A 22,270-nucleotide genomic window follows, 5' to 3' on the forward strand; every position below is an offset into this window, starting at 1 on the left:
AGAGAAATAAGCAATGTTTCGAATACTGATCTCGTGCTGTTTTTTGGCCCTTTCCTTTGCCAGTTTTACACAATCATTGGATCTAAAGTTTGAGCGATTTACCGTAGATGAAGGGCTGTCCCACAACAATGTAAAGACCATCATGGTCGACCAGTACGGCTTTGTATGGTTGGGTACCGAAGATGGTGTGAATGTTTTCGATGGCTATTCTTTCCAAACCTACCGCAAAGACCCTTCTGACTCCACGACTATTTCAGACAACTGGGCAAGGGCAATGGTCGAAGATAATAATGGCTATGTCTGGCTGGGCGCCATCAATGGCCTTAACAAATTTGACCCCAGGACCAAGCAATTTGAACGATATAAACATGATACGCAAAATCCAAGAACTTTACCCTATCCAGTTGTCAACGCCTTGATGGTAGACAGTAAAGGTCAATTATGGATTGGAACCGAAGGTGGGATATGTGTGTATCAGGAAGAAACGGATGACTTTCTAAGATTAAACGACGATGTAAATAGGCCCGGATCGTTCAATGGAGGAGTGATCATTCAAATGACGGAAGATCAACAAGGCAGGATCTGGATAGCCACTGATAAGGGCTTATCAGTTACAGAGGATTGGGGGGCTTCTTTCAAAAACTATCAACCTGCCACCAACACAAAGAACCCGTTCCCTATCTTAGGAGACGATGTGAGAAGCATATACACTGATCAAAATAACAATCTCTGGGTTGGCTATCTGGATAAAGGGCTTCAAATTGTAGACCTTAAGGACTGGAGTGAACGTCGCTTCGAACACCGCATGAATGACCCTTATAGTTTATCCAATAATTACGTAAAAGCTATACAGGAAACAGCTCCTGGAGAAGTTTGGATTGCCACCGACAAGGGGCTTAATCTTTATCAGAAAGATCGTTTTCAGGTTTTCGAAAATGACCCTAATAATGAGTATAGCCTTGGCAGCGACATCATGAATAACCTGGTAGTCGACGAAAATCGCAATCTGTTCGTTGCTACAAGATTAGGGGGACTATCAATGGCCTCACTGGAAAAGGAAAAATTTGCTTGGTACAAAAACGTCCCTGGTGACCTTAGTAGTCTTTCGAGTAATTACACAGCAGGATTTGCCGAAAGTCCTGACGGATCGTGGGCCGTAGCCACTGACGGGGGCGGGATCAATCTCTATGATGCTAAAACCAATTCATTTCGATCTTTACAAAACGACCCGCTTAATAACAATACCATATCCACCAACAAGGTATTAGCGCTACTGTATGATGGAAATGATATTTTATGGACTGGTATGTGGGATGGTGGTGTCAACCGCATCGACCTTCGTACGGGAAGGATCAAAAAATACCGACATAATCCAAACGACAGGAGCAGTATTTCATCCGACAATATCTTCCATCTATTCAAGGACAGTAAAAATCAAATATGGGTGGGTACGTGGAGTACCGGCCTCAATAAATACAACCGCGAAACGGACGATTTCAGCCCTTTTTTTAACGAATGGGATGATGAGCACAGTGAAAATATCGGGACCATTAACCGGATGCAGGAAGACAGTGAAGGTACACTGTGGATTGGCAGTGAAGTTGATGGCCTGCTCATGTTCAATGAACGCCAAAACAAAGTCCGTTTGTACGAGGACAAGGATGCTACAGGTAAACTGATCCGTCACTACATCTATGGTTTACTCGTAGATTCTCAGGACCGGGTTTGGATCGGAACCGGAGCGACAGGACTGGTCCAACTGGACAAGGAAACCGGTAAATTCAATTACTTCACTCAGATGAATGGTTTACCGAACAATGGCGTCGTTGGAATCCTTGAAGAAAGCCCGGACGTAATTTGGCTGAGCACCAACAATGGTCTGAGCCGATTTAATATCAAAGAGAAAACCTTTAACAACTACGACAAAAGTGACGGACTCCAAAGCAATCAGTTCATGCCCAGGAATCACCTCCAGTTGTCGACTGGTGAAATGTTGTTTGGCGGCAATAATGGATTCAACCGATTCTTTCCGGAGAACATCAAGAAAAACACGGCCAAGCCGAGGGTCCATCTGATGGACTTCAAACTATTTAACGAATCAATAGCCATTGGAAATGATGAGATACTGCAACAAAATATCCTGTTGACGGAAGCAATCACCCTGAACTATGACCAGAATTTCTTTTCCATAGATTTCGTGGGTCTGAATTACAAACACAGTGAGAAAAATCAATACCAATACATCCTGGAAGGGTTGGATGATGACTGGATAGATGCTGGCACGGAAAGAAAAGTCTCCTACACCAGTGTAGAACCAGGCTCCTACACATTCATGGTCATGGCTTCCAATAACGACGGGGTTTGGAATGAAATGCCTCGTACATTGGAAATTAACATTCTCCCTCCTATTTGGGGCACCTGGTGGTTTAGGATACTCAGTATTTTACTGCTTACCAGTTTGGGGGTTTGGCTCTACCGAAGAAGACTCAATCAACTTAAAAAGGATAAAGAATTACTTGAAACCAAGGTCGAGGAAGCAACTCAACAAGTGCTCGAGCAAAATGAGCAATTGAAAGCGGAAAGTGAGCGCTTGCAAACGGCCATTAAGGAAACCAATTATGTCGTCAATCAAGCAGTGAATTCTGGAAATTTTCAGGCCAGGATTGACATTAGTGACAAAAGTGGATCTTGGAAAGAATTGGGGATATCCATCAATACTTTGTTTGATACCATCGTACAACCTTTCCATGCGATCAATGACATCATCGATCATGTATCCAAAGGTGACCTGACCAAACGATATACGAACGAAGCCAAAGGGGAAATCCTGGATCTGGCAACGAACCTCAACTTTGCACTGGATAATCTGAGCAATCTTCTGTTCAATGTATCGACCAGAACCTCTGAGATTTATTCCTCGACCAAAGAAATGCTAACCTCCAGCGACGAAATGAGCATCAGTACCGGTGAAATCGCTACGGCAGTTGGACAGATCAGCCAGGGAGCCAGGGATCAGCTCACAAGAATTGACGAGTCTTCGGAATTGATTGAGAAAATCCTTAACACCTCAAAAAGCGTCGGTAGACAAGCCGAATCGATCAATGATAGCGCCGAAAAAGGCGTAGCAAAAAGTAAGACTGGTCATGACCTTATTCAACAAGTGAATGTAGGCATGAAGAACATTCTCGATCATTCGGAGGAGACCAATGTATCCATCATTGACCTCACGAAAAAAGCTCAGGACATCTCACGTGTTCTGAACATCATCAAAGAAATTGCTTCACAAACGAACCTACTGGCATTAAATGCAGCGATAGAGGCGGCACAGGCCGGTGAAGCCGGCAGAGGATTTAGCGTGGTAGCAGCTGAGATCCGAAAACTCGCTGTGGGCTCCAAGCAATCGGTGATTGAAATCGAATCTCTGATCTCTGAAGTCCAGGAAGGCACTTCAGCAACGGCCCAGCTTATCGACGTGATGGGCAAGAACATCAAGCTTTGTGAAGAAGCGGCTTCAGAGTCCATGGTGACATTTGAGAGCATCACCCAGTATTACACCGATTCACTGGACAAATCTCAGGAGATCGTACAATCGACGCGAAAGCAAACCGATCGAGTAGGCGACGTATTCGAATCCATTGGTAATGTGGTGATCATCGCCGAAGAAACTGCCGCTGGTACCGAGCAAACCGCCTCTTCAGCTCACGAACTGTCCAGTGGCATGACCAATTTCTCTCAAAAGAGCCGTACCATTGCGGAAATCACCGAAGAACTATCTCAACAAATGGGGCAGTTCACACTTCCTGTTGATACTTCCTCTTCATCCGAGGAGATTTCTGAATGATCAGAGCTTCTTCTAAATATCGGCAGTTTAGCCAATGGTGTTAAACTTAAATCGATCACTTCAATCAAAATCACTCTTTCCGCAAACCTTCCACCGGGTCTGCTTTTGCAGAACGTAGCGACTGAAAGGATACCGTAAAAAGCCCTAACAAGAGCACCATAAATCCGGGAATAAGGTAATACGCGTAGTTGATCGGCAGGCGATAAGCAAAGTCCGACATCCACTCCACGATCGCATAATCAGCTAAGGGAACAGCCACGATAAAAGCAATCCCAATAAGGACGATGTAATCTTTGGAAAACAACCACAGGATGGTCGCTACTTTGGCTCCCAGGACCTTGCGGATACTGATCTCCTTGGCTTTTTGGCTCGCGGTAAAGGCAGACAGCCCAATCAATCCCAATAACGAGATGATGACAGATAAAAAAGACAGCAGTGAAATCAAACGTTGTTGCGTCTGATCCGCTTCATATTGCTCGTGATAAAGATCATCAAGAAATCGGTAGCTGTAAGGCCGCTCCGGAGCGAAACGGGTCCATACTTCCTGCACATATTGTAAGGTTTCTTGCATCTGATCACTTTGGATCTTCACGTAAAATGTACCCCCTCTTCCCCTATCCAGGACCATAAACAAAGGCGTAATGGAATTATGCAAGGATTCATAATTGAAGTCTTTAAACACCCCCACGACTTTGAACTCACGGTCTCCATGGAAGAATTTGATTTTGCGGCCAATCACCCGATCTTCCCAACCATAGGCTTTCACAGCCGCTTCATTGACCAGGTAAGAATTGAAATATTCATTTTCAGAATCTTCCAGAAAAGCACGACCCTCAATGATCTCAATGTCCATCAGGTCAAGGTAATTTTTACCAACATAAAGGCTCCTCGAATTTTGCTGAAACATCCCGGAATCTTTTTCGATCATCATGACTTGACTGTAAACGACTCCCCCAGGCACCCCATAAGAATTAGAAGTTCCGAGGATGTTGGGATCTTTCATTAACTCACGCGAAATCGTCTCCATTCGAGTTTCTGTTAGTGAATCTTGTACCTGGATCAACATCGTTCGTTCGGTATTGAATCCCAGGTCTTTGTTTTGCATGTACTTGACTTGTGCATCCATCAATAAGGTGCAGATGATCACAAACAAGGAAATCACAAACTGAAACACAATCAGGACCTTTCTCAACAGTGTACTTGATTTGTCTCCAGTGAACGTGCCCTTCAATGCGGCAACCACGGGAACAGAGGGAATGTATAAGGCCGGATAAATACCTGATAGTAATCCAATCACCAACATGATCAGGAGATTTCCTAAAACCAATACCGGATTCTCAAGATAGTTGATGTGCAAGTCCACCCCTATGATCGACTGAAAGGTTGTGAATTCCAACAGAAAATAAGTGAGCAAATTGGCTATGACCATACCCAATGCACTCATCACCAGTGCTTCCAGGATGACACTAAAGAACAGTTTTCTTCGGGAATTTCCAAGCACTTTGCGAATGCCCATCTCGCCAGTTCGCGTTGCCGATCGTGCGGTAGCGAGGTTCATGTAATTGATACAGGCCAGCATAATGATGAATAACCCGATCGCCGCAAAGGTGTAAACATATCCGAGATTACCGGTAGGAAGATCTCTGTTCAATTCAGCATGAAAATGAATACGGTCCAGGCGCTGCAACATGGGTTCTACCCGACCGTCAATTCGCTCACCGAAGATGCGAAAAGTTTTGTCATATATGGCCGGAAAGTTGTCATAGAATTGCTGTACGTTGTAGTCTTCAGGCATCAGTAAATAGGTATAGGCACTGGGATTCCAGTAGACTTCTGACGCTCGTTCAGGATTACCATCCTGCCCCCAGCCTACGCCTGGTAACTGCGACAGTAATACTTCATATTTTAAGTGGGTATTGGAAGGTAAGTCCGAAATAACCGCTGTGACTTCCCTGGTACCGAACCGATCTACCTCAATGAGCTTACCCAACGCTGGCTCATCCCCAAAGAATTTCTCCTTTACTTTTTGGGTCAAAACTGCTTTGCCAGGTCCGACCAGTGCACTGGCTGGGTTACCTTCCAAAAACTCGTGATCAAACAATTGAAAAACCGTACTATCCGTGAGAAAAACATCTTCTTCGTAAAACTGCTTGTTCACGCCCTGTGGGTCGTAGGAAATCAAAACCTGATTGGTTCTCAGAAACCTGGCATACGATTCAACTTCAGGGAGGTCCGCCTTAAAAATGGGTGCTAATTGTCTGGAGGTTTGTGCGATATTGAAATCCGCGCCTTGTGCCATCATGTGATTGGTGTAGCGATAGATGCGGTCATATTTGGCGAAATGTTTGTCGTAACTGAACTCATGTTGCAGGTACAACATCAGGATGATCCCTACAGCTATACCCAGCGTAAGACCTAACATGTTGAGGATAGAATAAACCTTATCCTTTTTAAAAAGTCGGATGGCAAAAATGAGATGATTCCTAAGCATGCGTTTTGATCAAGATAGTACAGAACCAAATTACGGGCATCACTTTAAGCTCGTTGAGCTTATGCAGCCAATGGCATCAACCCTGCAGTGAATTGCACTATTCCACCCAGTCCCGAACTTCATTCAGTTTAGATCGACTGATTTTGGCCTGATGATCTTGGGCCAGTTCTAATGCGTAATTACCAGCCGAGCGTTTGGTGAGTGCCTGAACAAAGTGCTTATTGACAATATAGGATTTGTGCGTACGCATGAACTGATCCTCTATCAATTGATCCTCCAGATGCTTCATGGTTTCACGAACTAAATAGAATCGTTCGTGTGTATGGATTTTAACATAATAATCGTAGGCCTCAAAGCAAATGATCTCTGACTTGGGAATAAAATGCACTTTCCCATCTATTTTGATGACCATTCGCTGTTCATCCTGATGACGAATGTCAGGTGTATGGTCTGTCGGACGGTCGTGGGTTTTGATCAGCGAGCTGAAATCCACTGCATTTTTCGCCCTCACTTTTTCTACCGCTTTTTGGATGGCCTGATCGAATCGCTCATCGGTGAATGGCTTGAGTAAATAATCAATGGCATTGAGTTCAAAAGCCTTAATTGCAAACTCATCGTGCGCCGTGATAAAAATAACATTAGGGAGTGGCTTTTCTAGACTGGTCAGCACTTCAATGCCATTTACTTTGGGCATTTGAATGTCGAGCAGTACCAACTCTGGCTGTAGTTGGCGGATGCTGTCAATGGCTGCTATCCCATTGCGACAAGTCCCGACTACCTCCAGTTGATCATACTTCGCACACATGAAATTCAACCCTTCAAGAGCTGCGTATTCATCATCCACCAACAAGCACTTTATCTTCATGATTTCAGCGGTATACTGATCTTAAAAACCACTCCGGATTGTCCATTCAGACTTTGGAATTGAAAATCTGTTCCGTAAAACCTCCGGAGGCGATGAACAATATTAGGTAATCCCACATTGCTATTAACATAATTTATATTGGAATGATCCAGCTGTGAATTATATACAGACAAGACCAAATAATGGTCGTTTGTTTTACCTTCAATGCGCAACTCCATTTCCTCAAACTGGTGATGCATGCCGTGTTTAAATGCATTCTCAACCAAAGGCTGCAGGATCAATCTGGGAACCTTTACCCGCATCAATTCTTCGGGAAAATCCATGCTCAGGTTGAAGTGTTCACCAAATCGGCTTTTTTCAATGAGTAGGTACTTATTGAGCAGTTCAAGTTCTTCCTCAATCGTGATTTGCAGGTCTTCTTTTTTACTCAGGTTAAGTCTTAGCAAATCCGTCAACGCCGCAATCATGTTCACTGCCTCACTATTTTTTTCCATCCGTATCTTCATGGAAATCCCATTCATGGCGTTGAACAAGAAGTGCGGACTCATCTCCTGATTCAGCGCTTTCAAGTCTACTTTCTCCAATTCTTTTTCCATCTCCTGCCTGGCTTCTGCAAGATTTTCCCCTTTCAATTGCGACCGAATCCAGGCAAAAAGGATCAGATATACCGAAAACCAGATAAAGCCATCAAGGACAAGCGAATAATGATCACTCAGATATAGGTGAAAGGCCTTTAAAGAATAAGATTCTGGTAAACGGAAAAATCGCGTTAGTAGCACTTCAAAGCACCCTGTCAGGATCCAGTGAGCAACTGAAAATATCACTGCAGCGATGAATACCTTCAACCCTAACAAGATCCGATCTCTGAGATGAAACGCCAGGCTACTCAAAACCAATAGGGACAAACAAGCAGCAATTGGCCATTGAAGCCAACTCACCTCTGTATTGTAAAGTCGCAACAACATGCACATGCTCAGGAGTCCCAGAAAATTCCAGGCATAGAAGTTTTTGATGTACGAACTGATCTGCAATGCGGTCTGGGTTTGTACGCACTATATTACCACAAATCAGCTGACCAGTGGACTTCACGGTCTGTTCAGGCTCATTTTTATTAAAAGAATTTTTTATTGCCTTAACAAGTAAAACAGCACACCAATCACTACATCGACCCTTATTGCGAAAAACTGCTCATACGTCACTGTAACAAAGAATAAAACATTACAGTAAGTACAATAGGTTATATTTTGTTATAGGACAATTTCATTACATTCAACTCTTTCAGTTCTTTATTGTAAATTTTTATTCTTCATGAGTATTCGTATATTTCACTCAGAATTAACTTAAATCGTCAATTGAACATGAAAAAAAGTAAATTGTTAAAAGAGTTCGAAAAGTTCCAAAAGAACGAAAGCGTACAAGCTGAGGAACTTGCAAAAATCAGTGGTGGTACTTGTATCTTCTACTGCTCACACTCACAGCATGATTGCGATAGAGATGACTATACTTTGACCAACGTTGGTGGCAAGTATCAGGACATTGATCACAAAGAAGTGCCTGTAGAAGACGAGGCGTCTTAAGTAATACCATTACTTAAAGTCAAAAATAAGGCCGTGATAGTAGCTATTGCTATTGTGACGGCCTTATTGCTAAAGCAAAAGCATTCAACCTAAAACTATCTTTCACGAAGCACATCAATTATTGGTGACGATTGAGAAGTCCCTAAAAGCGAGCGCTCAAAACATTAATGTATCCCACTTTGAACAGTACTTTGAGTAAATCTCAAGCTAGTAGGTTTTTCACCTGATCCATTTTTTATTTGTTGTATGCCATCAAAGGATCTAGCCCTCACCTCACTTATACAAGTCTCCTCTAACATTTTCCAGCAAGCTAAACACCAGCTGCCTCCGGGGTTCATTGAACAGGAGCTTAAAAAGAGTCCGTACTTTCCTAGTTTGCAGTCATTGGCCACACTGTTAAATGACAGCCATATCGAAAACTTATTACTGAATATCGATGGCAGTCATTTGTCGGAAATGAGATTTCCCTGCGTGACAAAGATCACCAGAGCCGGCCATGAGGAATATGTAATCATCGAATCAATCCAACAAGGTCAGGTGCAGCTTCATCAGTGGAATAAAACCCTGGGACTGCAGGCGTTTCAAAACATCTGGCAGGAAAGCACACTGCTGATTTACGATACTACCCAAAACCGACTTCCGGAATCACTTGCCCCATATCTGTCACAAAAGCGACTTAACACCGCTGTAAGCGTGACATTAATTGTCACCCTCATCGTCACGGTCCTTTGGAAGCTGGTTCAGGCCCAGCAATTGGAACAACTTCCGATTGCTCTGGCTTACCTTTTGCTATCTGGTACCGGATTATGGATCTCTCATTTGATTGTACTGAAGTCACGCGGGCATACCAGCGACGCACTGAGTCGATTTTGCTATGTAAAAAAGGCAGATGGATGCGACATGATCTTAAGGTCTTCTTTGGCTTATCTCCTTCCTGGCGTATCGTGGGCATCTATTGGCATGACCTTCTTTTCCGGTGCAATGCTATATTTCTTTATATCCCCACTGCCTGATCCTTCCGTTTTGGGTTTTACTTATCTGCTTACTTTACCTGGTGTGGTATTGGCGCTGATTATACAGCAGGTCTTATCTGAGTTGTGGTGTAAATTATGTTTAGCCATTCACGCCCTTTTGGTCGGTGGCATCATACTAGGTCTATCGTGGCACGATGGATGGTTTTGGCCAGATATTACGGGATTCACCTACCTGGTATTGGCCATGCTACTCGGCTGGGTGGGCTGGCAGCTCTACCGCCAATACCTGGATCATCAATCCGATGGTAAAATGGCTGCTCAAGACCTGAAAACTGCCAAATTTCATCCTCAGACTGTCAGCTGCCATTTTTCAGAGTCCGCATCGCTACCATTTCCAATGAACCTGGCTTTGACATTGGGGGAGGAAGATGCTCGTATATCAATCTTACTCATTACAAATCCTGTTTGCCCCAATTGCGCAGCAGCCCATCATCATATCCATGAACTAATGGAGCAATCCGACGAAGTAAGCCTGAATATCCTTTTTCATACTTACGAGGATGAGCCAGATACAGTCGAACTGGTTCAATGCTTTCACCAACTGTACTTAAAGGATCACGAACTGTTCTTGTCGGGATTAAAAGATTGGTACGAAGACGTGGATCAACCCCGCAATAGATGGATCAAAAAGTATAGTGAGCATTTGCAAGACACGGATGAAAAGAGTGAGCAACTACCATTGATCAGTTCCGATGCCGTAGGTCACGTACCTGCCGTCTATTTGAATGGAGCCATGCTACCTGAATTTTATGAAACCCGAGACATTTTCCATCTATTGCCACAGCTTCGACATCCTTTGACCTAATGAAATTAGCAGTAACCTAAAGCCATTATATTTGAAAAATGAACCTCATTAACCAGCATCTTCTTGGGCGCATTTAAGTTCTTCCCTCAACTGGAGTCCATGGATTGCGGGCCTGCCTGTCTGCAAATGATCACCGCGCACCATGGCAAGACTTACTCGCTGGAGTTCATACGCACCATAAGTGACCTGGGAAAGATGGGTACCAATTTTGAAACCCTGTCTTATGCGGCCAATCAGCTGGGAATGAGTACCACAGCCGTTCAGGTGCCATTCCAAAGCAATCAGTCGGATATCCCCGGACTTGCCGAAGCCCCATTGCCCTGTGTGGTCTATTGGAATCAAAAGCACTTTGTGGTAGTGCACAAGATCAAGGGCGATCACATCTACATTGCCGACCCGGCGGACGCTAAACGAAAACTGGACAAAGACTTTTTCATTCAATGCTGGAACGGTGGTACCGACGAACAAAGCAAAGGATTTGTGCTGTTGTTCATGCCCAACGACGACTTTGGCAAACTGGAAGAGCCTGAGCGGGAATCTCGTTCCAGCCTGCAGTTTATCCTGAAGTATGTCAAGCCATACAAATGGCTAATGTTTCAGGTCCTCATTGGACTAGTGCTCGTCAGTCTGCTACAGCTGATCTACCCTTTTCTCACCCAGTCCATTGTAGACATTGGGATCTCCAATAAAGACCTCAACTTCATCTTTCTGATCCTCATTGGGCAACTATCTATTTTTCTAGGCCGTACCACGATAGAAGTCATCCGCAGCTGGATCATGCTGCATATTGGAAGTCGACTCAACATATCCGTACTCACGGATTTTCTCGGCAAACTCATGCGGCTGCCCATCCGGTTCTTTGACGCGCGGCTTGTCGGTGATATTTTTCAACGGGTGAATGAAGTCTCCAGAATAGAGGCGTTCCTGACTGGTCAATCCTTCAACGCCCTCTTCTCCATCTTAACGCTACTCATCTTTGGAGTGGTCCTGTACATCTACGATGCGCTGATCTTCTTTATTTTCTTTGGATCAGCGATCGTTTATGCGGTTTGGATCCTGCTGTTTTTGAAGCGGCGCAAAAAGATTGATTATCAGATGTTCAGTCAGTATTCCACGAAGCAAAGTAGCTTATTGGAAATCGTGCAGGGCATGCCGGAGATCAAGCTGCACAACAGTGAGGCGAAGAAGCAGAGCGAATGGGAGAACATCCAGATTGACATGTTCAAGATACAAATGCGCTCCCTGGCCATCGATCAATGGCAACGAACAGGCGCCAGCGTCATCAATGAACTCAAAGACATCATCATTTCCATCATTGCGGCTAAAGCCGTGATCGACGGGAACATTACCCTGGGCATGATGCTGGCCATTCAATACATCATAGGTAACCTCAACGGACCATTGCTGAGTTTGGTGGAGTTTGTGAAATCTACCCAGAATGCCACCATCAGCCTTGACCGATTTGTAGAAATATTCCGCAAAGACAATGAGGAACGAGCAGCCATGCTAGAGGACGTTGACCTTAAAGAAGGAGACATAGCGCTGGAAGACGTCACATTTTCTTATGAGTTGAGCGGAAATCCGGTATTGAAAAATATTCATGCCACCATCCCTCAAGGCAAGGTTACGGCCATTGTAGGAGCAAGCGGAAGCGGCAAGACCACCCTGGTGAAGCTACTCCTCAAATTTTACGAACCTATCGGAGGTAAGGTATGTGTTGGAAATCACCAGCTTGCAGACATCAAACATACCTATTGGAGACAGCATTGCGGTGCGGTACTACAAGACGGGCACATTTTTTCAGACACACTAGCCTACAATATTGGCCTTTCTGATGATGAAGTGGATCTACAGAGACTTCAGCTTGCTGCAGAAATTGCGAATATTGATGATTTTGCTCAAGGCCTGCCGATGAAGTTCGATACCAAGATCGGAGAAGAAGGGCAAGGGCTCAGCCAGGGACAAAAGCAGCGCGTGTTGATTGCCCGGGCCGTGTATAAAGATCCAGAAATCTTGTTTTTTGACGAAGCCACCAATGCCCTGGATGCCACGAACGAGCGTGGAATCATGGAAAAGCTGGAAAAGTTCTTTACTGGCCGAACCGTAATAATCGTTGCTCATCGACTAAGCACCGTCAAGAACGCCGACCAGATCCTGGTACTGGACCAGGGGATTATTGCTGAGCAAGGTAATCATGTCTCACTCGCGGAGAGAAAAGGCTTGTATTACAACCTGGTGAAAAATCAATTGGAAATGGGTAATTGAAGCAAGATGGCAACAGAAGGAAACGATATCAAAGCAATCATACGGCGCCCTCCACATTGGATGATCCGTTTTGGGACCATCATCATGACTTTGCTCATCGTTGGGTTCTTGCTGATCTCCACGAAAATATCAGTTCCCGACCAGATAGACATTCCGGTTGAGTTAGATGCACAGGCATTAGCCGATCAGCCTACATTTTTGGCAAGTGATTCCATCCCTGGTCATTTTTCGTTGCCTGTCAATTTATCAGCCACACCCCCTTCAACAGGTACTGTACACTTGTCTGATGGATTTGAAAGTTTCACTTATATTTCGACGATTCTTTCAGACAAAGACGGACAAGCTTTTGTTCAGGTACCTCGTACGTTCCAATCTAACCAAGGTCAATCTGTTTCCACGGATTGTCAAATTAAAATTACTCTGGAAATTCCTATGGAAGACATTACCCTCTATCAAAAACTCGTTGACGCTCTCTTCGGCTCTTTCAAAATATAAGCACCTATGATTTTAATTATATCGGAACAGTTTGAGATCTCCACCTGTGAAGTGATGGAATGGGTGGACCACCTGGGTGGAAAACCCGTAAGAATCAACGGCAGTCAGTTTTTTGAAGTAGGCTCTTTTGGACATGCCCTTTCCCTGAAAAATAACATAGGACAAAATCTCAAAATCCATTTCAAGGGGAAAGACATCAATCTGGATGACATCACGTATGTCTGGTTTCGACGAGACGAACGTGCTCGCATCCCGGATTTCATGAAGGCTTTGAAAAGCAAAGCTCTCAGACAAAAAATGGGCACACACTTTAGCATGGAGATGCAGCGCGCCAAAGACTTTTTGACCCTGGCATTATTACAAAAACCGCACTTAGGGGATCCGCTAAAAAAGAGTTTCGCCAAATTCCTTCCATTGCAAATCGCTCAAAGTCTGGGAATGGATATTCCTGCAACCATCCTCACCGATGACAAGAAAGCACTCACGGATTTTAAGCAATCGCATCAAAAGATCATTACCAAAGCCATCAGCGATTCTGATTTCTTCGAACTGGAAGATGGCACCATGCTCTCCGGCTACACCAGTGAGTTGGATGACGACATGCTGAAAAACGCCAACCAACAATTTGGCACAACCCTGGCGCAGGAAATGCTGGAGAAAGAGGTGGAAATACGTTCCTTCTATCTATTTGGGAAATTTTACTCCATGGCCATTTTCTCACAGATCGATCAAAAAACATCGGTGGACTTTAGAAGGTACAACATTGAACGACCGAACCGAAATGTCCCCTTTCAGCTACCCATCGATCTCGAAAGAAAAGCAGGTGAACTCATGCGAACCATGGGACTCACTACCGGATCACTCGACTTTGTAAAAACTACCGATGGTCGATTTGTATTTCTGGAGATCAATCCGGTGGGTCAATTTGGAATGACCTCCAAACCCTGCAATTATTACCTCGAAAAAACCATTGCCAGTTACCTGGTAAGTCAAGAATCGCCTAAACAAGCCATATAAGATGTCACAAGAAGCAAACAAAGACCGACCTTTTGATCAGTACATTGAAGGAGAAAAAGCCACCAACAGCTTTCCGTTTTTCTACCGCTATTTCGAGCCTTACCTCGACAATATCTCCCTCGATGTGGAAGATGTCAACCTGGTGCACAGTAATTTTCATCAAAGTGAAGCGCATGCCATTGGCTTTTTTCATAAAAAGGCCAGCCTCGTCCATCTCAAACCTTCAGACCTGATCTACAAGCTACAATGAACAAGAAGCCTTACTTCATGCTGTTTGCCTGCTGTCCCGTGATCAAAGGACATACCCGCAGCCTCATTTATGACCTGCAGCGCAACAAGTTCAAATACATCCCTAACATGCTCTATGATATCCTGAAGATGTGCAACAGTCAGCCAGTGGAGCAAGTCATGAGCATGTACGATCATGAGGAGGATGAGGGCATCATGACCTACCTGGAAGCGCTGGTAGAGGAAGAGCTGGGGTTTTTCACGGATTCACCTCACCAATTCCCGCCACTTCCATTGGATTATGAATATCCTGGTGTCATCTCCACGACCATCATCGAATATGATGATCATTCGTCTTACGACCTGTTCGATCTGTTAACAGAGTTGGAACAGCTGCGATGTAAAGTGGTCCAGATCCGGTATTTCGGCGCTTCCTGGGAACGATTACAAGCACTCGCAAAAAGGTTGAAAAGCTCCTATCTCTACATTGCCGATGTAATGCTGCCCTATGAATCACATATGACACTGGATAGCCTTGCGAAATTACTGATCAGTGAACACCGAATCAGTCCGTTGATGATTTACGATTGTCCGGAAAGCCTGGTAGCAGGCATGGAACAGCAGACCAATTTCGTGAAATCTCGTCTTGTGGCCACACGTCAGTCGTTTGAGCCGGCGAAGGTTCCTGAGTTCATCAATGAGTATCAATTCACCGTCAATACGGAGTTTTATACTGAAGCTCATCATTTCAATACGGGGCTTAACACGAAAGTTTGCGTCGATGCTCAAGGCCAAATCAAAAATCATATTGATCATCAGCAGGTATTTGGGCAAGTGGGAAAAGATGACCTGGCTGCTGTAGTTCAAGGTTCTGATTTTAGGAAGATGTGGCACATTACCAATGACCAAATTCAAGTCTGCAAGGATTGTGAGTACCGCTACATGTGCCTGGATAATACTGAAATAGTCATGGACGAAGATGGTTACCGAAAAGTGAAGGAATGCGTTTATCAGGTCTATGAGGGCGTGTGGGGAGACCAACCGGAATTAGTCTAGTTGCGAACAGCAAGGTTCGACAAAGCTTTTGATAAATACTATATTGCCATGATTAAGCCAATGAGTTGAAGGAATTCGTATAGTGCTATGGCAAATAAAAACGCAAAAAAGAAACAGCCCTGGATTGACATAGGTTATCAGTCATTTGCCTACGAAGGACCCCATGGATTGAAAGTAGAAAGACTGGCCGATGGTGTAGAAAAGAACAAATCCTCTTTCTACCACTACTTTGCTGATCTGGAAGTTTTCACGAACCATTTGTTGCGGTATCATTTGGCGCAAGCTGAAGTAATTGCCATCAAAGAAAGTGCTTGCGAGACCATAGATGATTTTATCGATGTGCTCGTAACTCACAAGATTGATTTACTGTTCAATCGACAACTTCGAGTCCATCGAGAGAACCCGGATTTTGAATCGGTGTTTTGTAAGACCAATGAAATCACAGGTCAGGCCATCGCTCTGGTTTGGCCCAAACTGATCGGACTAGCCAATCATCACCAGCTGGCGGAAATGATGCTCAAGCACAGTATCGAGAATTTTTACCTACAAATTACAGACGAAACGCTGAATCGACCCTGGTTGCGACAATATTTCGATGACCTCCTTTTGTTGGTAAATGAATTCATGAAAACGGGAAATGTACCTGCGATAGATCGTACTAGTTGACCCTCAAACTCGGCAAAGCCGAGTAAATATTTAGTCGTTATCAGTATAAAAGCGCTTGAAACGAGATACCGGTCTTTTTTGATCTTTAAAAAAGATCAGATCAAAAAAACCGGCATGACGCGCTTATTTTAGTCTGTCATTTCTGTTTATTTTTTTAGTAAAAAAATACCACCTCAGAGTGGTCTTAAATCAAAAGCATTATTTCTTCTCTTAAACGGTACCGTCTAAAAGTTTTCCGCTCTGCCTCGTAGCATTGTATCAGAAAAATTTGAACTACAATGAACACAAACTCTGCACTTTCCGAATCCCAAAAATTTCATCAATTCTGGCTGAAGATCACAGCCATCGTCGTAGGATCATTTGGCCCGATATTCTTCCTTGGCACCATGGAAGCTACTTTGGAACCAGCAAGATTGACCTTAGATATCCTTAGTTGGCCACTTGATGGTGCAACCACTTATGATTCTCCTGATACCCGATTTCTTTCCGCGCTTTCAGGTGGATTCCTCCTGGGTTGGGGAGCAATGATTTGGTGCTTATCCATATGGGTGTATGAAAAGGCACCTGAAGAAGTTCGAAAGACTGTTCTCATTGGCACACTCTGCTGGTTCGTTCTGGATACTTCAGGATCTATTGCGTCAGGTAATGCCTCAAATGCCTTTTTTAATACACTGATACTCTTATTGGCCATTGGTCCATTGTGGAAACCTGCCAAAAACTAAATGGAATACTTCCTGAAAAGGGTTAGCTTGTAGGAATGAAAAGAACATCCTTCCTGCTTGTATGGGCGCTATTTTTTGGCTGCTGGAATAAGTCCTTTGCCCAACCTTCCTCGCCGCCAGACCTCACAGCTTACTTCAGCGCCATATTGGTGGAGGACATCCAGGTGTCTAAACAGTGGTACACTGAAATACTTGGATTTGATGTCGTGTTGGAATCACAAATTGCTAAGGGTTTCACAATCCTTAATCTGAAAAGAGGAAATAGTGCCTTGGAGCTGATCCAACTTCCAGGTGCATTGTCTCCGGCTGAAGCCATTGAAAGTTACCATTCAAAAACGCGGATCAAAGGCTTTTTCAAAGTGGGTTTTAAAGTAAATGACCTGGAGGCATGGGTCGAATTCCTACAGAAGAATGAAGTTCAATTCAATGGTGGTGTGGTCGAAGATCCGGTATCTGGGAATCCAATGGTGATCATTCTTGATCCTGACGGGAACAGGATCCAATTATTTGAAGAATGATCAATTGATCAATGGCTTGACCATGTCCCAATTATCGAGTCCATCGTAATGGAATTCTCCGAGCTTGAAAAAGCCATTTTTCTCGTAATAGCGAATCGCCCGTTGATTCCTGGCTTGTACTCCACCCCAAAGCACAAGATGTGTTGCTGCTTGAGGTTGCAGGTAATTTTCGATATATGCCAACATGATACTTCCGATCCCCTTGGACTGATGTGCATCACTTATCGAAGGAGCGTATAAAAAGTGATTCGTTGAATCCATAATGATGTCATAATTCGGATATCGGTATAGCTCTCCTTCCGAATAGCCTTGCTTGATGACGGTATAGCCTATGATGGATGTTTGCTCTGTTACGACAAAGGCCTTGAAACTTTCATAGCTTCCATCACATAAGGCCCGAAGGGTCGGCTCATCAAAAGGGTGAGGACCGTAGAAACTCCGCGTCTTTTCTGACAGGCTATCAAAATATTGGATCAATTGGGGCAGGTCGTTTCTATGGATGGGCTGGCAATTCAAAGGGCGTTTCGTTTTTTGTTCAAGTTAATCAATCTCGGCTAAGCCCAGAAAATAGCATGTCGCTTGGTAGGACTCAAGCGACTGCAAAAGAATCATTGCTTAAACGTTCTCCTTTCATGTTGTTTCAGATAAGTCAGAGGTGATACTCCTTTGTACTTTCGGAATTGTCGATTGAAAAAAGAGGGGTCATTGAATCCTGATTCGTACATCACCTCCCCTACTTTTTTGTCTTCCAGGTGAATGGATTCCGCCGCTTTATTGATTCGATACTCATTAACGAACTGTATGAAGGTTTTTTGCGTCATCTTCTTGAAGAAACGACAAAACGAATTTTCAGTAAGGCCTAATTGATCAGCGATGGCAGCTACTTTTATTTCTTGCCTATAATTCGTGGCTACATAGTCATAAGTCTGATTGATGCGATCATATCCCTGATCTCGCTCTTTATAAATGCCCTGAATATTGAGTGATGCAAATTCCTCGCTTTCTGAAAGCATGACCAGCACTTCCAAAAACTTACACAGCTGTAATGATTCTGGTAACTCACACAAATTGAGCAGTAAGTCAGTCACCTTGTTTTTGGTTTCCGGACCGAAGATCAATCCTTCATGACTCTTCAAACACAGTTGCCGAAGTTTTTCAAACTCCGGAAATGAGGCCAAATGCCTTTGCGGAAAATCATTTCGGAATTGCACAACTACCTCCAGACTATCCTCTTGATCAGGGTTATGGAATGGCATATGCGGGATATTTGGTCCCAAAAAGATCAATAGCCCATCATCATAGGCAGAAAAGTGACTACCCGCATAGACGGTACCGGATCCTTTAGAAATCATGACCAGTTCATATTCAGGATGGATGTGCCATCCGGGACTGGGACAGCCTTTTTGGTCTTCGTACTTTCGTGCCTTGAAAGATTGTCCTGCAGGGTTTTCAATGTCTTCTAAAATGGCTTCCATTAGGATGAAATTACCACCAAAAATAAGAAAACCTCAAATGAAAGAATAAAATAACCAATACCCTGAATAGATCAACCAAATTGATATGCCTGACACACTTTTCCTTTGCTTTCACAATTATTCATCCAGATTTAAAGCACTTTCCAATTGAAGCATCAACGAATTGCGGTATCGGCCTTTTTCTTCATCAATGGATTCACCCATGCGAATTGGGCGTCTCGCTTACCCGAGTTACAAACTTTCCTGGGTATCTCCCATTCGGGACTAGGCTCTCTGCTATTTGTTATGGCTTGCGGTGCGCTGTTTGCCATGCCATTCACTGGTGCTTTGACCGCAAGATTTGGGAGTCATAAAGTCTGTCAGTTTACCGGTATATTACTGGCTTTTGTGAGCGCGAGCATCGCTTTACAAAACAACCTCTATGTAGAAGGTGTAATCTTCATGATTACAGGCTTTGCCAATGGCTCCATGGATGTTGCAATGAATGAGCAGGCTGTGTTGGTTGAAAGGGCTTACCAGAAGCCCATCATGTCTTCTTTTCACGCTTTCTGGAGTATTGGAATGGCCATTGGTGCAGGATCAGGTGCCATTTTTGCCAAGGCTGGAATTCCACTTAAAGTGCACATGTTTGTGATTGCCGGATTTGCACTGATAAGCTTCCTTTGGGCCAGCAACAAACTCATCAAAGTGCAGAAAGCAGCTGAAGAAAATAAACCGCCTGCATTCATCCTTCCCAATTCAATCATTGCTCCATTAGGCTTCATCGCCTTTTGCGGCATGCTTTCGGAAGGCTCTATGATCGACTGGTCCGCGATATACATCAATGAAGTAGTAGGCAGTTCCAAAACCATCAGTGCGATCTCCTTTGGGGTATTTGGTGCCGCAATGACGCTTGGTCGTATCTTTGGCGATTACTTCACACTCAGGCTTGGCAAGAAAAAATTACTGGTCATCGACAGCATCTTAGCCATTGTCGGATTAAGCGTTGTTCTACTCTTTCCGGTGATGCCGATCACCACCATCGGCTTGTTCCTGATCGGAATTGGTTTATCTACGATTGTACCCATTGTCTACTCCACCGCAGGCAACACACCTGGTGTTTCTCCTGGCATCGGTATTTCCATGGCTACCACCATCGGCTATTCAGGTTTCTTTATTGGACCTACTTCCATTGGTTACTTAGGCGATCATTACGGCTTAAGGATCGCTTTAGTATTCACGCTTGTGCTCCTGCTTCTGATGTTCGTTTTGATTTTAATACAACGGTTTAAAGCATAACAAAAGGTCCCTACTCTTCGAATTCGCCGGTCTCGGTTGCGGATTGAATGAGATTCCTATTCATGGAAGACTTTGATTTTACGCACCTTACCGAAAAAGCATACGTAGGATGCTGAGAGGCAGTACGAAGAGAATCCTTACCTCGCTCAAAGATGTAGGTCCAGACAAAATGATCATCCTCCATTGTTCGTGACCAGAACAATGTCCTGTCTCCAAAATGATTAGGGAATTCGCCGTTGTTCCCTGAACCGGTAGGGCGCACAGAAAACAGACTATTGTTAGTATTTACATCTCTCTCCCAAAATTGATCGTCTTTGTAGTCACTGGCAAGATAACCTCCATTGTCACCCAATAGCTTTTCCCATTCTTCATTGTTCGGTAAACTCCATCCTTTCGGACATACTTTACATGCTGTTTCAAAGTCATATAATAAACCATAGGTATCTACCAATGTTGTGTCATCATTTGGTACATAATATTGGATGGGTCTCCCTGATAAATCGACAGTTATCTTCAAGTTTTCTATCATCCAGACTGTCTCTCCGTACAATTTCAGGGTATATTCATTGCCCTTAATATCGATCAATTTATTCGGTTCTGTTTCCTGACAAAACATCAGCCACACCAAATTTATCGTCATTAGAAACTTTAGGTTTTTCATCACGGAATTCGCTTATACCAAGCTTTCTTTACATGGTCAATTTCGGGAATTAGCACCAAAGAATGTCGCTCGACAAACCATCAAAGCAACTTCTATTTTACTATTTATTTTGTCAAAGAAATTTCACGGCTAGTAAATGATGTCCATGATCAATTCCTGCTTTTCTTGCATCAAATCTGTGTAAACTTCTTTGATCTCTCGTTTCTCCTCTGGAGAGAATTCATAAATGCCGGGTCTTGGAGGTGGAGCTAGAATGTCTAATTCATACCCAATCAATTCCTTGACTAAATACTCTCCTATCAACATGGTTTCTTCCTCACAACCTGACATAAAATAAACGAGATCCGATCTTTCGTTCATGGCATTCATCAACAACTCAATTCCTGACCATCAGAAGACCTGATCAATCCCTCATAAGCCATTGCTTTTACAGCACCATTCGGATATTTCGTTAATCTCAGCAGCTCTTCTGCTGAAGCATTTTCCGTGATCCATTTTCTGCGATAAAACTGCAATGGCGCCCTACCGGAATTGCCAACAATCCCGGAAGAGATAAAATCCCTTTCTGCAACCAACCTGGTGGAATCTCTTATTTCAGTTTGTATCCCATCCCAGTCATAAGTCCAGTCAGGTTCATAGGCAATTCCATAGTAAAGCGAAGATGCTATTATTACAATTGAAACCACAGGTAGTAGAAGAGAGTACCGATAGGGGTTTTTGAAGGTACGACGCATATATCGATCAAGTTGTTTGTTCTTAAAGCTATTCAATTCAACTGGTTCACAAAAGCGGATCTGCTTGACTTAACCGATCTAAGATCAATTCTTTATCTGCCTTGGCACATAGGCCAAACCTCCTTTTCATGTCTGCCACTTCAAAATGACTTAGACCTCCTAACACGGCAGGCACCTCCTTTTCGAATGTAATGATACAAACCATCTTGTAGCCATGAACGATCCGATCATAAGGCAAAATGGTATTCATCAATACTTGTGTCACAGTTGCTTTTACTTCAAATCCGCCTATCGGATCATTTTGATCAATCAGGTAATCATAAGATTTCGGCACAGCAACCTCGGCATACCCATAACCACAATAAGCAACCAACTCATTTTCAGCTTTTTCCCAATGCAGGTATTTTTGGATATACTGATCAACCGAATCTCCGCTTCGCCACGAGTGAATCAACTCCTCTGTTGGAAATTGCTCTTTAGTAATATGGCAATGAATCGGTAAGAATCGTTTATTTCTCGGGCAATCTTTCTCCAGCATTACT

Annotated in this window: 21 protein-coding genes; 12 read left to right on the top strand and 9 right to left on the bottom strand. The window is 43.7% G+C overall.

From position 1 onward, the window contains the following. The first annotated feature begins 13 nt into the window (after nt 1-13). Nucleotides 14-3,841 (top strand): two-component regulator propeller domain-containing protein, encoded by a 3,828-nt coding sequence (locus tag R8G66_22695; GenBank protein MDW3195201.1) that lies wholly within the window; start codon nt 14-16, stop codon nt 3,839-3,841. 70 nt (nt 3,842-3,911) lie between these two features. Here R8G66_22695 and R8G66_22700 read toward each other — a convergent pair whose 3' ends face one another. The 3 genes from R8G66_22700 to R8G66_22710 all read right to left on the bottom strand — a co-directional run bounded on the left by R8G66_22700 (nt 3,912) and on the right by R8G66_22710 (nt 8,228). Next, nucleotides 3,912-6,332, bottom strand: a complete 2,421-nt coding sequence (locus R8G66_22700) for an FtsX-like permease family protein (GenBank protein ID MDW3195202.1) — start codon at nt 6,330-6,332, stop codon at nt 3,912-3,914. A 97-nt stretch (nt 6,333-6,429) separates the two neighbouring features. After that, entirely contained in the window at nt 6,430-7,197 is a 768-nt protein-coding gene (locus R8G66_22705) for a LytTR family DNA-binding domain-containing protein (protein MDW3195203.1), read from the bottom strand. Next, nucleotides 7,194-8,228 carry a histidine kinase gene (locus tag R8G66_22710; GenBank protein MDW3195204.1) on the bottom strand — a complete coding sequence of 345 codons (1,035 nt, stop codon included), beginning with the start codon at nt 8,226-8,228 and terminating at the stop codon, nt 7,194-7,196. The genes R8G66_22705 and R8G66_22710 overlap by 4 nt, the downstream gene beginning before the upstream one ends. 327 nt (nt 8,229-8,555) lie before the next feature. On the opposite strand from R8G66_22710, the gene R8G66_22715 reads away from it, so the two are divergent. The 10 genes from R8G66_22715 (at nt 8,556) to R8G66_22760 (ending at nt 17,580) form a co-directional block, all read left to right on the top strand. Further along, entirely contained in the window at nt 8,556-8,774 is a 219-nt protein-coding gene (locus R8G66_22715) for a hypothetical protein (GenBank protein MDW3195205.1), read from the top strand. 456 nt (nt 8,775-9,230) lie between these two features. After that, on the top strand, nt 9,231-10,613 hold the full coding sequence (locus R8G66_22720; protein ID MDW3195206.1) for a vitamin K epoxide reductase family protein: 1,383 nt from the start codon (nt 9,231-9,233) through the stop codon (nt 10,611-10,613). Between the two features lie 63 nt (nt 10,614-10,676). Then, complete coding sequence (locus tag R8G66_22725) at nt 10,677-12,878, top strand: peptidase domain-containing ABC transporter (GenBank protein MDW3195207.1); 2,202 nt, start codon at nt 10,677-10,679, stop codon at nt 12,876-12,878. A gap of 6 nt (nt 12,879-12,884) precedes the next feature. Next, a complete protein-coding gene (locus tag R8G66_22730; GenBank protein MDW3195208.1) occupies nt 12,885-13,373 on the top strand; it encodes a hypothetical protein in 489 nt (162 codons plus the stop codon). A 6-nt stretch (nt 13,374-13,379) separates the two neighbouring features. After that, on the top strand, nt 13,380-14,390 hold the full coding sequence (gene gwsG / locus R8G66_22735) for a grasp-with-spasm system ATP-grasp peptide maturase (protein MDW3195209.1): 1,011 nt from the start codon (nt 13,380-13,382) through the stop codon (nt 14,388-14,390). Nucleotide 14,391: 1 nt separating this feature from the next. Further along, on the top strand, nt 14,392-14,640 hold the full coding sequence (locus tag R8G66_22740; protein ID MDW3195210.1) for a hypothetical protein: 249 nt from the start codon (nt 14,392-14,394) through the stop codon (nt 14,638-14,640). Continuing rightward, nucleotides 14,637-15,674 (top strand): grasp-with-spasm system SPASM domain peptide maturase, encoded by a 1,038-nt coding sequence (gwsS, locus tag R8G66_22745; protein MDW3195211.1) that lies wholly within the window; start codon nt 14,637-14,639, stop codon nt 15,672-15,674. Before R8G66_22740 ends, gwsS begins: the two co-directional genes overlap by 4 nt. 87 nt (nt 15,675-15,761) lie before the next feature. After that, nucleotides 15,762-16,340, top strand: a complete 579-nt coding sequence (locus tag R8G66_22750) for a TetR/AcrR family transcriptional regulator (GenBank protein MDW3195212.1) — start codon at nt 15,762-15,764, stop codon at nt 16,338-16,340. A 278-nt stretch (nt 16,341-16,618) separates the two neighbouring features. Next, entirely contained in the window at nt 16,619-17,062 is a 444-nt protein-coding gene (locus R8G66_22755; protein ID MDW3195213.1) for a hypothetical protein, read from the top strand. Nucleotides 17,063-17,097: 35 nt separating this feature from the next. Then, a complete protein-coding gene (locus tag R8G66_22760; GenBank protein MDW3195214.1) occupies nt 17,098-17,580 on the top strand; it encodes a VOC family protein in 483 nt (160 codons plus the stop codon). On the opposite strand, the gene R8G66_22765 is transcribed toward R8G66_22760, so the two are convergent. Beyond that, on the bottom strand, nt 17,581-18,096 hold the full coding sequence (locus tag R8G66_22765; protein MDW3195215.1) for a GNAT family N-acetyltransferase: 516 nt from the start codon (nt 18,094-18,096) through the stop codon (nt 17,581-17,583). Between the two features lie 92 nt (nt 18,097-18,188). Continuing rightward, nucleotides 18,189-19,055: an AraC family transcriptional regulator gene (locus R8G66_22770; protein ID MDW3195216.1), complete on the bottom strand. Its 867-nt coding sequence runs from the start codon at nt 19,053-19,055 to the stop codon at nt 18,189-18,191. A 147-nt stretch (nt 19,056-19,202) separates the two neighbouring features. On the opposite strand from R8G66_22770, the gene R8G66_22775 reads away from it, so the two are divergent. After that, nucleotides 19,203-20,333, top strand: a complete 1,131-nt coding sequence (locus tag R8G66_22775; protein MDW3195217.1) for an MFS transporter — start codon at nt 19,203-19,205, stop codon at nt 20,331-20,333. A 10-nt stretch (nt 20,334-20,343) separates the two neighbouring features. Here the strand turns inward: R8G66_22775 and R8G66_22780 are convergent, their stop codons facing one another. From R8G66_22780 to R8G66_22795, 4 genes are all read right to left on the bottom strand, one after another. Then, a complete protein-coding gene (locus R8G66_22780) occupies nt 20,344-20,994 on the bottom strand; it encodes a fibrobacter succinogenes major paralogous domain-containing protein (protein MDW3195218.1) in 651 nt (216 codons plus the stop codon). 129 nt (nt 20,995-21,123) lie between these two features. Beyond that, nucleotides 21,124-21,354, bottom strand: a complete 231-nt coding sequence (locus tag R8G66_22785) for a hypothetical protein (GenBank protein ID MDW3195219.1) — start codon at nt 21,352-21,354, stop codon at nt 21,124-21,126. Nucleotides 21,355-21,362: 8 nt separating this feature from the next. Continuing rightward, on the bottom strand, nt 21,363-21,728 hold the full coding sequence (locus tag R8G66_22790) for a hypothetical protein (GenBank protein MDW3195220.1): 366 nt from the start codon (nt 21,726-21,728) through the stop codon (nt 21,363-21,365). 46 nt (nt 21,729-21,774) lie between these two features. Then, nucleotides 21,775-22,266 (bottom strand): hypothetical protein, encoded by a 492-nt coding sequence (locus tag R8G66_22795; protein ID MDW3195221.1) that lies wholly within the window; start codon nt 22,264-22,266, stop codon nt 21,775-21,777. Nucleotides 22,267-22,270: the final 4 nt, after the last annotated feature.

This window comes from Cytophagales bacterium (assembly GCA_033344775.1).
GTDB lineage: Bacteria > Bacteroidota > Bacteroidia > Cytophagales > Cyclobacteriaceae > JAWPMT01.